Consider the following 14,666-nt stretch of genomic DNA (forward strand, 5'->3'; position numbering starts at 1 on the left):
TGGCGACGGGCTGATGACGTGCAGCCACGGCCGCCGTCACCAGCCCGAGGCGGTGTGGACGACGGCCGTGGCGGACTCCTCGCCCCACGCCAGCTCCCGCAGCAGCGCCGCGGTTCCCTCCTCGGGATCGATCAGCCGGATGCCGCGCCGGGCGTACTCCCGGGCCAGCTCCGCCCCCACCATGCCGGTGTGCCCGGCCGCGGGCGCCCACGGCCCCCAGTGCACGGTCACCGCGCGGCGCCCGGTACGGGCGGCGAAGGCCGCGCCGAGGGTCTCCAGCGCGTCGTTGGCGGCCGCGTAGTCCACCTGGCCCCGGTTGCCCAGGACGGCCGAGATCGAGCCGAACAGCACGGTGAACGCCGGCGCGGCGGGCAGTTCCTCCAGCGCGGTGAGCAGGGCGTCCGCGCCGGTCGCCTTGGTGCCGTAGACACGTTGGAAGGACTCGGCGGTCTTCTCCGCCACGAGCCGGTCCTCGATCACCCCGGCCGCGTGCACCACGCCGTCCAGCCTGCCGTGCTCGGCGTGGATCTCCTTCACCGCCTGGAGCACCGCCCCGGGTTCCCGGAAGTCGACGGAGCGGTAGCGGGGCCGGCTGCCGAGCGCCGTGAGTTCGGCGAGGGTGGCGGTGATCTCCCGCTGGGCCAGCAGGAGTTCGGCGGCGCGGTTGATCTCCGCCGGCTTCCTGCCGCCGCGAGCGGCGAGCGCGGCACGCAGCTCGGCCGGGGTGCGGGCGGCCGCGGTGTCCGCGTCCTCGGGACCGTCCGGCGCGGGGGTCCGGCCGAGCAGTTCCAGACGGCAGCGGGCGGCACGGGCGAGCGCGGCGGCGAACTGCGCGGTGATGCCCCGCGCCCCGCCCGCGAGCAGGACCACCGAGTCCCGGTCCAGTCCGAGCGCCGCCGCCTCGGCGGCCCCGTCCCCGGCCGGTCCGGCGCCCGTGCTGCCGAGCGCGCCGAGCGGCGCCTCGACCAGCTCGAAACCGTGCCGGCCGGCCGCCGTCCGCCACACGACCGGGGCACGGTCCGGTGCGACGGCCTCCGCGACCACGGCGTCCGCGACGGCTGACGGCGAGGCGTCGGAGAGGTCGACGACCCGGGCGACCAGCTCCGGATACTCGCGCGCCACCGTCCGGAACAGGCCGCGCAGCCCCGCGGTCCGGGGGTCGGGTGTCTCGCCGTCGGCGGTCCGCACGGCCAGCAGCCAGCGCGGGCCGCGCCCCAGGGCCGCCTTCAGGACGGGGAACGCGTCCGGCAGGACGGGGCTGTCGTCGGCGCCGTCGAGGGCGCCGAGGTACAGCACGCCGTCCACCGGCCCGTCCGCCTCGGTCAGGACGTGGTCCCGGGCCCGTACGGCGACGTCGGCGCCGTGGGACTCCAGCCGGGCCGCCACCTCGGGGGCCTCCCCGAGGAGGGTCCAGCGGGTGCCGGAGAGCGTGGTGGACGGGACGGCGGAGGCGTCGGTGCCGGCGTCGGTGCCGGCGCCGAGCAGGACCGGCCGCAGTACATGCCTCCTGGGCGGCTCGCCGGTCACCTCCTCGCCTGTCACCTCTTGTGGGGCCTGCACAGGCGTTCCGGGCTCCGTGGCCGCCACCGCCACCGGCACTGCCGCGTCGGGCTCGGCGGTGGCCACGGAGGCGGCCGGTCCGCCCAGCCTGGCGGTCAGCCAGTCGGTCACCGCGGCGGCCGTACGCGCCTTCGCCAGCTCCTCCAGCTCGTCGTCGTCCATCGACGCGAGGTCCGCACCCGCCCCGGCGCCCAGACGTCTGGCCAGCTCGCCCGCGATCTCGGCCCGCTTGATGGAGTCGATGCTGAGGTCCGCCTCGAGGTCGAGGTCGGGCTCGATCATGTCGACGGGGTAGCCGGTGCGCTCGCTGATGATCTCCAGGACGACCTGCTGGACATCGACGGGCCCGGTGGCCCGGGACGGAGCGGAATCCTGGACCGGTTCCGCCGTCGCGGCGGCCACCGCCGGTTGCGCCGTGGGAAGTTGGGGTACCGCCTGGATCACCTGCGGCACCGCCGCCACGGGCGCCGCGGGCTGCGCGCCCGCGGTGGCTCCGAAGTAGGTGAGCAGGACGTCCCGTTGGGCGGCGATCATCTCCCGGCTGGTGCGCAGGAATTCGGAGACGAGCGCGTCCCGGTCGGACGGGACGCCGTGCGGGGGGTTCGTCGGCACAGTCGCCACGGTCCTCTCGAGGGGTTCCACGACTCGTCGGGCCGGTGCGAGCGCACCGGGAAGGAGGGCGCCGGCGGCGGTGCGGACCAGCTGTCCGTCGACCGTCCAGCCGGGCCGCTTCGGCACGGGGGTCCGTACCGCGTCGACCGCGTCCCGGCCGCGCAGCAGCCACCCGGCGCGTACCGGCAGGCCCGCGACGGCGAGCCGGGCCAGGGCGTCGAGCCAGCCGTGCAGACCGCCGCCGGGGCGGGGCTCGCAGGCCACCGCGCGGTGCGGACGGTCGCCGAGGATCTGGCCGACGAGCCGGGTCAGCACCGACCCGGGACCGGCCTCGACGAAGACCCGCGCGCCCGCCGCGTACATCGCCTCGATCTGCTCGGCGAAGGCGACCGGGGCGCCGATCTGGGCGGCGAGTTCGGCCCGCACCCCGTCCGCGTCGGCGGGGTACGGCGCGGCCGTGCGGTTGGACCACACCGGGAACTCGGGCGGGTGCACCGGCCGGGCCGCGAGCGCCTCGGCGAACCGGTCGGCGGCACCGGCGACCAGCGGGCTGTGGAAGGCGCAGGCCACGGGGATCCGCTTGGCCCCGAGACCGGCCTCGCGCAGCAGCCGTACGGTCTCGGCGACGGCGTCCGAGGGGCCCGAGATCACGGTCTGCTGGGGCGAGTTGCGGTTGGCGACGACCACGGACTCCGGCGCCCGCGCCGCCTCGAGCGCCCGCGCCACCTCCTCGGCACCTGCCGCGACGGCGGCCATGGCGCCGGGATCGCCACCGGTGGATTCAGCGGATTCCGTCGATCCGGCTGCCCCGGCGGCTTCGAGGATCGCCGTCGCCCGTTCCGCGCTCAGGTCCAGCAGGGTCTCGGGGCCCAGCGCGCCGGCCGCGCAGAGGGCGACCAGCTCGCCGTAGCTGTGTCCGGCGGCCATGTCCGGCCGCACCCCGGCCGCGGTGAGCACGGCGTGCGCGGCGAGCCCGGCGACGCCGAGGGCGGGCTGTGCCACCCGGGTGTCGGTCAGCGCGGCCTGCTGACGGTCGCGTACCGCGTCGTCGAAGGCGGTCGGCGGATACAGGGTGTCGGCGTGGGCGCGTCCGAGCTCCAGGTAGGGCCGCAGCTCGGAGAAGGTGACGAACAGGTCGGCGAGCATGCCGGTGCGCTGGCTGCCCTGGCCGGGGAAGAGGAAGGCGACCTTGGAGTCCCCGGGGTGGTCCTGGGGGGCGTCCGGTCCGGCCCGGTGGATCCCCCGCGCCGGGTCGTGCCCGGCCGGATCGGCCGACACACGTCGCAACTTGCCGACCAGATCGTCCACGTCCGTCGCCACGACCGCGACCTGCGCCGGTTCACCGCTCGCGTCCGACCGCCGCGCGGCGCCGAGCGCCAGGTCCCGCAGACGCCAGGGCCGGCCCTCCGTCTCCGCGACCCCGAGGAGTTCGTCCACCGCACGGCCGGCCGCGGCGGCGTCCCGTCCACGGAAGACGAACAGTTCGGCCGGCCAGGCGTCCGCGCCCCGCACCGGTGGCACGCCGTCGGCGTAGGCGCTCAGCACCACATGGAAGTTGGTGCCACCGAAGCCGAACGCGCTGACGCCGGCGACGCGTTCCTCGGCGGGCGCCGCCCAGGGCCGGGCCTGTGCGTGGAAGGCGAAGGGGCTGCTCTGCGCGTCCCAGGCCGCGTTGGGGGCCTCGACGTGCAGCGTGGGCGGCCGGACGCCCGTGTGCAGGGCCAGCAGTGTCTTGATCAGGCCGGCGAGTCCGGCGGCGCACTTGGTGTGCCCGATCTGCGACTTCACCGAACCGATCGCACAGCCGCCCGGTTCCGCCCCGGCCTCGCCGAACACCTCGCTGAGGATGCGCAGTTCGGTGCGGTCGCCGACCACCGTCCCGGTGCCGTGCGCCTCGACGAGTCCGACGTCGGCCGGGGAGACGCCCGCGTTGCGGTAGGCGCGTTCCAGGGCCGAGCGCTGACCCTCGGGCCTGGGCGCCGTGAGGCCGAGCGAGCGGCCGTCGCTGGAGGAGCCGAGGCCCTTGATCACGCCGTAGATCCGGTCGCCGTCGCGTTCGGCGTCCGCGAGCCGCTTGAGGACGACGCAGGCCACGCCCTCGCCGAGTGCGATGCCGTCCGCCGAACCGTCGAAGGCGCGGGAGCGGCCGGTCGGGGACAGGGCGTGCACGGAGGAGAAGAGGACGTAGTCGTTGATGCCGTTGTGCAGGTCGGCGCCGCCGCAGAGCACCACGTCGGAGGTGCCGCCGACGAGTTCCTTGCAGGCGACGTCCACCGCGGCGAGCGAGGAGGCGCAGGCCGCGTCCACGGTGTAGTTGGCGCCGCCGAGGTCGAGCCGGTTGGCGATCCGCCCGGAGATGACGTTGGCGAGCATGCCGGGGAAGGAGTCCTCGGTGAGCTGCGGGAGCTGGTCGTCGAGGCCCGCCGGGACGCTGCCGTAGTAGGAGGGCAGGACCGCCCTCAGCGTGGCCGCGTTCGACAGGTCGCTGCCCGCCTCCGCGCCGAACACCACCGAGGTGCGGGAGCGGTCGAACTCCCGCTCCCCTTCGCCGTATCCGGCGTCCTCCAGGGCACGCCGGGCCGCCTCCAGGGACAGCAGCTGCACCGGCTCGACGCTGCCGAGCGACGTGGGCGGGATGCCGTACCGCAGGGGGTCGAAGGGGATGCGGGGCAGGAAGCCGCCCCACTTGGACGGGGTCGACTCGCCGTGGTGGACGGCCGGGTCCCAGCGGTCGGCCGGGACCTCGCCCACCGCGTCCACGCCCCCGACCACGTTCGCCCAGAAGGTGGGCAGGTCGGGTGCCTGCGGGAACATGCACGCCATGCCGACGACGGCGATGTCCAGCGGGGCCGGGGCGGCCGGCTCCCGGACCGTCTTCCCCTGTCCCAACTCGGCTGCTCGCAAGGTGAGATGCTCGATCGCGCCGGTGGTCACCGACTCGTGCAGCGCGGCGACCGTGGTGGTCGCCGAGCGCAGCACGGCCACCGCCCCGGCCATGAACATCCCTTCGGCGAGCTGGCGTTGCTCGTCGACCGGGGTGAGGGAGCCGTCGGTGTCGCGGGTCACGCCTTTGCTCGCGATGCGCAGCCGGCCGACGTTGAGCCGCTCCAGGGACTCCCAGATCCGCCGGTCCCCGGCGCCCTCGGCCCGCAGCCGGGCCTCCTCGTCGCGGTAGCCGGCGGCGAACGGGCTCGGCACGCAGCGGGTGGCGTGTCCCGGCGCCGACTCCAGGAGCGTGGTGCGCTCGGCGGCCATGACCTGCCGCTGGAAGAGCGGCCGGATCGCGCCGCAGGACACGGCCTCCTCGGTGAACAGGTACGCGGTGCCCATCAGCATGCCGACGGCCGCTCCGCGCGCGGTCAGCGGCGCGGCGAGCGCGGCGACCATCGCCGCCGACCGTTCGTCGTGGACTCCGCCCGCGAAGAACACTTCGACGTCCTCGGCCCCGTGTCCCTCCGACCAGTCCTCCAGGACCGCCAGTTGGGCCTCCCAGAGCGGGAAACTGCCGCGGGGTCCGACGTGTCCGCCGCACTCCGAGCCCTCGAACACGAACCGGCGCGCCCCGGCCTCCAGGAACTGCCGCAGCAGCCCCGGCGACGGCACGTGCAGGAAGGTCCGGATGCCGTCCCGCTCCAGCGCCTGCGCCTGGGACGGCCGGCCGCCCGCGATGATCGCGTGCGTCGGCCGCAGCTCCCGTACGGCCTCCAGCTGTGCGGCGCGCACGTCCTCCGGCGCGAAGCCGAGCACGCCCACGCCCCAGGGCCGGCCGGCCACCGCGTCCCGGGTCTCGGCGAGCATCGCCCGCGTCCGCGCGCCGTCCGCCAACGCCAGGGCGAGGAAGGGCAGCGCCCCGTCGGCCGCCACGGCGGCGGCGAACGCGGCGCCGTCGCTCACCCTTGTCATCGGTCCCTGGGCGAGGGGGAGTCGGGTGCCCAGCGCCCGGCTCATCGGTGACCCGGCCCGCAGCGCCCGTACGGCCGTGTCGTCGCGTGACGCGGCCAGGACCGCGTCCCGCAGCGCCCGCAGGGTCCGCCGCACGTCACCCCAGCGCTCGGCGAACCGGGCGGCGAGGAAGCCGTCCTGGCCCACCGGGAGCAGCTGTCCGCGCGGATCCTGCGCGCCCAGCAGCGCCGCCACCGCCTGCGGTCCCGCGCCCTCCGCGAGTCGCGGGGCGTCCGGGCCGCGCCGCAGCAGAACCCGGTGTCCGGCGAGGACGACGGTCTCCGAGCCGTCCAGGGTGCGCAGCGCCGCGGCGGCGGGTTCGGGCAGCGCCGACTCGGCGAGCAGCGCGAGCTGGCTGTCCAGGACGACGCCGGCCGCACCGCCGGCCACCGCGGCGGCGGCCGTGCGCGGTCCGATTCCGCCGCACGCCCACACCGGCGAGGTCACCTCGGGTGCGGCGAGGAGCTGCTGGAGGAGGACGAAGGTGCTCAGTTCGCCGATCCGGCCACCGCTCTCGGCGCCACGGGCGATCAGGCCGTGCGCCCCGGCGCGTAACGCGTCCCGGGCGCCCGCCAGGTCGGTGACCTCGACCAGCACGCGGTAGCGCGCCGAAAGGCCGGCGATCGGCCAGGGCGCCGCGTCGGTGTCCGCGGCCTCCGCTGCCTGTGCCGCCTCCGTGGTGAGGACCACCGTGTGCGGGCCGTCGGGCCCCAGGTCGGCGGGGGTGAGCCGGCAGTGCGCGCCGACCCGGACCCCGAAGGCGCCCGGGGAGGCGTGGCGCAGGCGGGACAGGGCCTCGCGGGTTCTTCGGTCACCGGCTCCCAGGTCGAGTACGCCGAGCCCGCCGGCCCGGTTGATCGCCAGGGCGAGCCCGGCATCGGGTTCGCCGAAAGGAGTGATGCCGATGATCATGTCCTCGGAACGCACAGCAGACGTCATGATTCTCCGAATCAAGGGTGAGACTGCACGGTGGGGGGTTCGGGACAGCAATGGCGGCTCACCGGATTCCCGCGGGCAGGAATCCACCGCGGAACGCCGTTCTAAAGCGCGTGCTCGAAACGCGTTGAAAGGTAGTGCGCTTATTACTCACTGGTCAACGTTCGAACGATCGGACGGTATCCAGCCGCAATGATTCGGTCAGTTGTGGGCGGAGGGCCAGGGCGTAGGAAATCGGATGAATTCCTTTCGGGGCCGGCCTCGTTCACCCTCCACTCACACTGTAGAAACATGAACGAACGCAGGAAATGGGTTACTATGGACCGCTTGTCCGAATCGACACGCACATTCCCGGCGTCGGTCGCGTGGCGGGGAAAATTCTGTGTGTCGGTCCTGGAGTGACCGGGAAAGGCTTGTGCTGATGACGGTGCTCGAGTCGCCCAGTGAGACGGGCCTTGACGCCGGCCGGACTGCCGCGAAGACTGGAATGACTACGGAGTCGAGCCGGTCCTCGGGAGGTCGTCGACCGGCTTGACTGCGTGGCCCCTCCCCGCGAGGCCGGGCGCTTCACACGCTGTAGCCCCCGTCCACCCCCAGGGCCTGGCCCGTGATGAACCCGGCCCGGTCCGAGGCGAGGAAGGACACCGCCTCCGCGATGTCCGCCGCCTCCCCGAACCGGCGCAGCGGGATGTTCCGCCGGGTGACGGCGAGCGCCTCGTCGTCCAGTTCGCCGGACTCGGTCAGCCGGCCCGCGATGCCGTCGGTGAGCATGCCGGGCGCGACGCAGTTGACGCGGACCCCGTAGCGCCCCTCCTCGGCGGCCAGGGCGCGGGCGACCGCCTCGACCGCTCCCTTCGCCCCCGAGGACAGTCCGTCGCGCACCGGGAAGCGCCGGGTGGCGACGGTGGTGACCGCGACGATGCTGCCTCGGCTCCGGCGCAGGACGGGCAGCGCCGGATGGGCGAGATTGAAGAACGCCACGGCGTCCGCCTCGAGTTGGGCCCGGTACTCGCCCGGGGTCACCCGGCTCAGATGCCGCATCGGCACATGCGGACCGGCCGCGTACACGAGCGTGTGGATGCCGCCGTACGCCTCGGCGGTCGCGGTCACCGCCCGGGCCGTCGCCGTCTCGTCGGTCAGGTCCAGGGGGAGCGGCACGAGTCCCTTCGTCTCGTCGGCGAGGGCCTCGGCCGCCTCCCGCCGGGCCCGGTAGGTGAACACCACCGCGCTGCCGCGTGCCGCCAGCGTCCGTACGGCCGCCGCGCCGATGCCGCCCGTGCCGCCCGCGACGAACGCCACCCCCGGCCGACCGGAGAAGTCCTCCTCCATGCCCCACCGTCCTCCCTGTCCCGGCGCCCCGGTGCTCCCGCCCCCGTCTCCCGGTCCCGGGGTCTTGGCGATGACCACCTTCATGACCTCCACCATGTAGCCGTATCCGCCGAAGAGTTGAAGACATCGGTCGACGGCACGTCCCGGCCGGATCTCCAGGCCTCCCGCACGGTCGCCCGGCTCGGTCCCGTCTGTTGGACCGGCTGCCGTTCCGGGGGCAGCGCCAGGCCCTCGCCGAAATCCCCCGACAGGATCCGCTCGCGCACCTCGGCGGTCGGCACGTCCGAGCCCTTCGGGGCGGTCGGCGTGCCGAGACGGGGGCGGGGTGCTCGGAGCGAACCGGGCGGCTTCACGGAGGTGTGCCGAGGGGCCGTATGGGTCCGGGGTGACGGCGTACGGAGTGTTGCCCCGGTGATCGATGTGACAATCAGCCCATAGTGCCCGTATGACGCGTACCCGTACGGCGCTGCTGTGTGCCGCCGCTCTCCTCGCCTCCACCCTCCAGACGGCGGCCGCGGCCGCGACCGCGTACCCCGATCACCAGGACCGGGCCTGCGCCGCCACCCGGAACCCCCGGGGCCAGGCGCGCGAGGTCCTCGCCCTCGTCCGCGCGGCCCGCAAGGAACTCGGTCTCAAGGCCGCCCTGGTCAAGGTCACGGTCGGCGGGCGTGAGCTCGTCACCGGCGCGGACGGCGAGTCCCTCACGGATGTGCCCGCCACGCCCGCCGCGCACTTCCGGACCGGCTCGGTCGGCATCGCCTTCATGGGCACGGTGCTGCTCCAGCTCGTCCAGGAGCACAAGGCGCGCCTCGACGACCCGGTCTCCCGCTGGCTGCCGGACCTGCCGCACGGCGACAAGATCACCCTGCGGATGCTCGGCGACTCGACGTCGGGCCTGCACGACTACGTCACCGACCCGCTCTTCCTGAAGAAGCTCTACGCCGACCCCTGGCAGCACTGGACCCCCGAGGAGGTCGTCGGGTTCTCCCTCAACCACCCCCTGTGGTACCGGCCGGGCACCAACTGGAGCTACTCGCACGCCAACTTCGTCCTCCTCGGCCGCGCTCTGGAGGAGATCTCCGACACCCCGCTCGACCGCCTCCTGCGGGAACGCGTCATGAAACCCCTCAAGCTGCGCAACACCCGCAACAACGACACCGCGCTCATCCAGCCGCCCGTGCTGCACGCCTACGACGACGAGCGCGGCACCTACGAGGAGTCCACCTACTGGAACCCCTCCTGGACCACCGCCCCGGGTGCCGTCCTGACCCAGGACATCTGCGACCTGGCCCGCTCCGGGCAGGCCATCGGCTCGGGCGAACTGCTCTCGAAGCGCGCGTTCCGCACCCAGCTGGACCCGGGCACCATCGGCCTCGGGCACCCCACCGCGAACTGCCCCGCCACGGTCTGCCTGCCCATGACCGAGGACTTCCACTTCGGCATCGGCGTCGTCGTCAAGAACGGCTGGGTCGTGCAGAACCCGTCCTTCTTCGGCTACGCGGCCGTGATGGCGTACGAGCCGCACCAGCGGCTGTCCATCGCGGTGTCCACGACGGTGGGCCCGGACGCCCCCGAGGGCAACACCGCCCAGACGATCACCGAGCGGATCGCGGACCTGCTCGCCCCGCAGCACCCGCTGTCCGGCTGACCCTCCCGGTCAACGCCCGGCGCGCACCCCGTCCAGGGCGATGGCCAGGACGCGGTCGCGCTGGGCGTCGTCCGTGAAGGCCGTCGCGGTGATGCCGGCGACCAGCCGCAGCAGATCGCCGAAGTCCATGTCCCTGCGGGCCACCCCGGCCCGCTGGGCCCGCTCGAACAGCGGGCCGCCCGCCGTGAACATCGACTCACGGCAGGCCTGGAAGATCTCCGACTCGCCCTCCAGCGCCTCGCGCACCGCCCGCTTGGTGACCATGTAGCCGGCGAACCGCTCGAGCCAGGCGGTGAGCGCCTCCCACGGCTCCAGACCGGCGAACTCCACGGCCGACCGGCACAGCGCGTTGACCTCGTCCGCGTACACGCTCTCGAACAGTGCCCGGCGGGTCGGGAAGTTCCGGTACAGCGTGCCGATGCCGACGCCCGCGCGCCGGGCGATGTCCTCCAGGGACGCCTCGGAGCCGTGCTCGGTGAACGCCTCGCGCGCGGCGGCCAGCAACGCGTCGTAGTTGCGGGCCGCGTCCTTACGGACGGGGCGCTGGGCCGCGACGATCTCGCTGACGGGGAACTGCTGAGCCGGCACTGCTGCCTCCTGGGCGGGACTCGGTTGAAACGGAGGTAGGCCTCCGCTACAGTGGAGGGGTGCCTCCACTTTAACAGTCCGAGGCCTCTTCTCCTTTCCGGGTCTTCCGAGAGGCTTGTCATGCCCCGCAAGTCCACCCGCCTCACCTTCGCGGTCCTCGCGACCGGTGCCGGCGTGTTCTCCATGCTCCAGTCGCTGATAGCGCCGGCCCTGCCGACCGTGCAGCACGCGCTGCACACCTCGCAGTCCACCGCGACCTGGGTGATGACCGCGTATCTGCTGTCCGCGTCCGTCTTCACGCCGATCCTCGGCCGGGTCGGCGACCTGATCGGCAAGAAGCGCACCCTCGTCGGGGTCCTGCTCGCCGTCCTGGCCGGCTGTCTGCTCGCCGCGCTCGCGCCGAACATCGGCGTCCTGATCCTCGCCCGGGTCGTCCAGGGCATCGGTGGCGCCCTGTTCCCGCTCTCCTTCGGCATCATCAGGGACGAGTTCGCCCCCTCCCGGGTGCCCGGCAGCATCAGCAACCTGTCCGCCGTGATCGCCGCCGGCGGTGGCGTCGGCATGGTCGCGGCCGGACCGATCGTCTCCGCGCTGGACTACCGCTGGCTGTTCTGGATCCCCGTCGGCATCGTCGCGGCCGCCACGCTGATCGCCCTGCGCTATGTGCCCGAGTCGCCCGACCGGGCGGAGGGCAAGGTCAGTTGGCTCGGCGCCGTGCTGCTGTCCGGCTGGCTGGTCGCCCTGCTGCTGCCGCTCAGTCGGGCGGGCAGCTGGGGCTGGGGCTCGGCCCGGGTGATCGGCCTGTTCGCCGTGGCCGTGGCGCTGTTCGCGCTCTGGCTGTTCACCGAGGCCCGCTCCCGCAGCCCGCTGATCGACCTGCGCATCATGCGACTGCCGGCCGTGTGGACCACCAACCTCGCCGCCCTGCTGTTCGGCGCGGGCATGTACGCCATCTGGTCCTTCCTGCCCGGGTTCGTCCAGACGCCGAGCACGGCCGGGTACGGCTTCGGCGCGAGCGTCACCGCCTCAGGGCTCCTCATGCTGCCGATGCTGCTCGCGATGTTCGTCTCCGGTGTGCTCAGCGGCCGCCTCGAGCCCCGCGTGGGCGCCAAGGCGCTGCTCACGACCGGCGCCGCACTCGGCGCGCTCGCGCTGGGCTTCCTGGCCCTCTGGCACGACGAGCAGTGGCAGGTCGCCTTCGTGGCAGGCGTGTTCGGCCTCGGCATCGGCCTGGCCTTCGCCTCGATGGCCAACCTGATCGTCGGCAGCGTGCCCGCCGGGCAGACCGGCGCCGCCACCGGTATGAACGCCAACATCCGTACCATCGGCGGGTCCATCGGCGCCGCCGTCACCAGCGTCCTGGTCACCGGCCGCCTCCAGCCGTCGGGTCTGCCCTACGGCTCCGGCTACACCCACGGATTCACCCTGCTCGCGGTGCTCTGCCTGGGTGCCGCCCTCGCCGCCCTGCTGGTCCCGGTCCGCCGCGCGAGCCGTCTGCCGGGGCCGGTCGCCCACCAGGAGCCGACCGCCGCACCCACCCCCGTACGGTAGGATCTACCTGCGCGTTCCCGCAGCTCACCGCCGCGGGAACGCCTCGGGACGTGGCGCAGCTTGGTAGCGCACTTGACTGGGGGTCAAGGGGTCGCAGGTTCAAATCCTGTCGTCCCGACTCGTGAGAGTCGCAGATGAGGGCCGGTTCTGGAGGCGTCCGAAACCGGCCCTTGCTCGATGCGGTCGACACCCGACGTGGCGAAGAAGGCGGCCGGCCACCGCACACCTGCGTGAACAACACCGCGGGTCAATGCGTCCAGCGCTTCTCGTAGATGCGCTTGTGGCCGCGGAGCGCCGCCAGTCGGAAGTGCCCGGTGGTCTGCGACGGAGTGGGGTGGTCGCCGCCGTCGGCCGGGAAGGACCGCCCGTGCAGTTCGCGGTAGGCGGTGTGGTCGAGCGGTCGGCGCCGGTCGATCGCCTCCTGGTGCGCCGCGGTCCGCAGGTGTTCCCGGTAGCCGGGAACGGTGGTCCCGGCGAAGAACTCGGCGACGCTGCCGGAGCCGTAGCTGAGAAAGCCGATGGGCCGGCCGGCCAGGTCGTCCGCCTGGTCGAGCAGCGCGGCGAGGCCGAGGTACGCCGACGCGGTGTAGCTGTTGCCGATGACCCTGTTGTAGGCCGTGGTTCGCCCGATGGCTCGCTCGAGCCAAGCCTCGTCGGTGTCGTACCCACAGGTGTTCAGCAGGTGGCGGTGGGCCTTGTAGGCCATCTTCGTGAACGGCTGGTGATAGCAGAACGCGGTGAACTCGTCGAGCGAACGGCCGCCCTGCTCCGTGTAGTCCTTCCAGGTGCTTTCCACCGCGTGCAGATATGCGGTGATGGACTCCTGTCCGTCGACCAGCGCGGCGTCACGGTAGTTCGGCCGCCAGAAGTCCATGACGTCGGCGGTGAACAGGCCCGACGGTTCCTCGATACGGACCAGCGACGGATCCGAGCCGACCAGCATGGCCACCGCCGCCGCGCCCTGGGTCGGCTCACCCGGGCTGTCCAGGTCGTACTTGGAGATGTCGCTCGCGATCACGAGGATCCGCTGTACGGGGTCGCGCAGCACGAGGCCGATGGCGAACTGGAGGGCGGCCGTCGCCCCGTAGCACGCTTGCTTCAGTTCGACGACCCTGGTGGCCGATGGCAGCCCGAGCAGCGAATGGACGTACACACCGGCCGACTTCGCCTGGTCGATCGACGATTCCGTCGCGAACACGACCGTACGGATCCGATCGGTGCCGTGCCGGGCGATGATCGGCGCGGCAGCGGCCGCGCCCATGGTCACGATGTCCTCGTCGGCGGCGGGCACGCTCATCGACTGCTGACCGATGCCCACATGGTATTTGCCGATCTCGGTGCCGTTGTGATCGGCGAGTGCCGTGTGCGGCAGGACGAACTCGGTCGTCGCGAAGGACAGATCGTGGATTCCTATGGCGCGGTCGCTGACCATGCTCTATACACCGACCTCTACTTGTTGAGTGGTCCTTGTCAGGGCCTCGACGACTCGGTGAGTCGGGACAGACGGTCGGTGAGCGCGGTCGTCACCTCTTCGTGCCGGTCCACGAGATAGAAGTGGCTGCCCGGGAAGGTGAGAGAGTCGAATGCGGCCGTCGTGTGGTTGCGCCAGGCTTCGACGCCCGGGGGCGAGACCTTGGGGTCGGTCAGGCCGTTGAGCGCGGTCACGGGGCATCCCAGGGGCGGGCCGGGCACGTAGTGGTAGTCCTCCACCATCTGGTAGTCCGCGCGCAGTACCGGCAGGGCGAGCCGCATCAGGTCCTCGTCGGCGAGGACGCGCGGGTCCGTGCCGCCCAGCCTGCGCATCTGCCGGAGCAGGGTGGCATCGTCCAGCTGTGAGCCGAACTCCCGCCTGTGCAGGGACGGCGCTCCGCGTCCTGACACGAACAGGGCGACCGGGGGACGGCCCGTGGCTTCCAGCCGGCGGGCCGTCTCGAAGGCCACCATGGCGCCCAGGCTGTGCCCGAAGAGGGCGAAGGTGCGGTCGGTCCAGGGTGTCAGCTCGGTGACGAGCGCTTCGGCGAGTGCGGTCAGATCCTTCATCGGGGGTTCCGCCCGGCGCTCCAGGCGTCCGGGGTACTGCACGGCGAGGACGTCGATGTCCGGGGCCAGCGTTCGGGCCAGGCCGCTCCAGAAGGTCGCCGACCCGCCCGCGTGCGGCAGGCACACCAGCCGGACCGGGGCCTCGGGCGCGGGCGCGTACCGCCGTATCCACGGTGAGGTGAGGGGGGGTTCGCGCGTGGGCATTCCGCTCCTTGGGTTGGTCGTCGCCGCCCACCGTAGAGACGGCCGGATCCGACGCGCATCCCCCGCCCTGGTAGCGGGCGGTCGGGGCCCGGCGATCTCCTACCAGACTGAGGGATGTTCGGTGGCGGGGGCCGTCCTAGCCTCCAGGAGGACGGAGCCGAAGGGCCGCGCCTGCGCATTTCCTTCGTGCGCCGCGACAACTCGTGAAGGTCGGCGGCACCGCCGCGCCGCCGGCGGACGAGCCGCTCCGTGAAAG

General features: G+C 73.3%; 8 protein-coding genes and 1 tRNA gene. 3 read left to right on the forward strand and 6 right to left on the reverse strand.

Annotation, left to right across the window (positions count from 1 at the left end):
• Positions 1-36 precede the first annotated feature (36 nt).
• The 3 genes from G9272_RS38300 to G9272_RS38310 form a co-directional block, all read right to left on the reverse strand.
• Positions 37-7,053, reverse strand: a complete 7,017-nt coding sequence (locus tag G9272_RS38300) for a type I polyketide synthase (protein WP_171400805.1) — start codon at positions 7,051-7,053, stop codon at positions 37-39.
• Positions 7,054-7,617: 564 nt separating this feature from the next.
• Entirely contained in the window at positions 7,618-8,379 is a 762-nt protein-coding gene (locus G9272_RS38305; RefSeq protein WP_171402354.1) for an SDR family NAD(P)-dependent oxidoreductase, read from the reverse strand.
• 80 nt (positions 8,380-8,459) lie between these two features.
• Complete coding sequence (locus G9272_RS38310) at positions 8,460-8,732, reverse strand: GntR family transcriptional regulator (RefSeq protein WP_171400806.1); 273 nt, start codon at positions 8,730-8,732, stop codon at positions 8,460-8,462.
• Between the two features lie 92 nt (positions 8,733-8,824).
• Here G9272_RS38310 and G9272_RS38315 point away from each other — a divergent pair, with 92 nt between their 5' ends.
• Positions 8,825-10,027, forward strand: coding sequence for a serine hydrolase domain-containing protein (locus tag G9272_RS38315; protein WP_171400807.1), 1,203 nt, complete (start codon positions 8,825-8,827; stop codon positions 10,025-10,027).
• A 9-nt stretch (positions 10,028-10,036) separates the two neighbouring features.
• On the opposite strand, the gene G9272_RS38320 is transcribed toward G9272_RS38315, so the two are convergent.
• Positions 10,037-10,615, reverse strand: a complete 579-nt coding sequence (locus G9272_RS38320; protein WP_171400808.1) for a TetR/AcrR family transcriptional regulator — start codon at positions 10,613-10,615, stop codon at positions 10,037-10,039.
• A 120-nt stretch (positions 10,616-10,735) separates the two neighbouring features.
• Here G9272_RS38320 and G9272_RS38325 point away from each other — a divergent pair, with 120 nt between their 5' ends.
• Both G9272_RS38325 and G9272_RS38330 read left to right on the forward strand, forming a co-directional pair.
• Positions 10,736-12,166: an MFS transporter gene (locus G9272_RS38325; RefSeq protein WP_171400809.1), complete on the forward strand. Its 1,431-nt coding sequence runs from the start codon at positions 10,736-10,738 to the stop codon at positions 12,164-12,166.
• Between the two features lie 44 nt (positions 12,167-12,210).
• A tRNA-Pro gene (locus tag G9272_RS38330) sits at positions 12,211-12,284 on the forward strand.
• Between the two features lie 129 nt (positions 12,285-12,413).
• Here the strand turns inward: G9272_RS38330 and G9272_RS38335 are convergent.
• A complete protein-coding gene (locus G9272_RS38335) occupies positions 12,414-13,598 on the reverse strand; it encodes a hydroxymethylglutaryl-CoA synthase (RefSeq protein ID WP_171400810.1) in 1,185 nt (394 codons plus the stop codon).
• A gap of 38 nt (positions 13,599-13,636) precedes the next feature.
• A complete protein-coding gene (locus G9272_RS38340) occupies positions 13,637-14,410 on the reverse strand; it encodes a thioesterase II family protein (protein ID WP_171400811.1) in 774 nt (257 codons plus the stop codon).
• Positions 14,411-14,666 lie beyond the last annotated feature (256 nt).

It is taken from the genome of Streptomyces asoensis, from assembly GCF_013085465.1.
GTDB classification, from domain to species: Bacteria; Actinomycetota; Actinomycetes; order Streptomycetales; family Streptomycetaceae; genus Streptomyces; species Streptomyces cacaoi_A.

Excerpts from the sequence above, each read along its gene's own strand:
- G9272_RS38340 (WP_171400811.1), bottom strand. The coding sequence starts at position 14,410 with ATGCCCACGCGCGAACCCCCCCTCACCTCACCGTGGATACGGCGGTAC.
- G9272_RS38325 (WP_171400809.1), top strand. The coding sequence starts at position 10,736 with ATGCCCCGCAAGTCCACCCGCCTCACCTTCGCGGTCCTCGCGACCGGT.
- G9272_RS38305 (WP_171402354.1), bottom strand. The coding sequence starts at position 8,379 with ATGGAGGAGGACTTCTCCGGTCGGCCGGGGGTGGCGTTCGTCGCGGGC.
- G9272_RS38300 (WP_171400805.1), bottom strand. The coding sequence starts at position 7,053 with ATGACGTCTGCTGTGCGTTCCGAGGACATGATCATCGGCATCACTCCT.
- G9272_RS38315 (WP_171400807.1), top strand. The coding sequence starts at position 8,825 with ATGACGCGTACCCGTACGGCGCTGCTGTGTGCCGCCGCTCTCCTCGCC.
- G9272_RS38335 (WP_171400810.1), bottom strand. The coding sequence starts at position 13,598 with ATGGTCAGCGACCGCGCCATAGGAATCCACGATCTGTCCTTCGCGACG.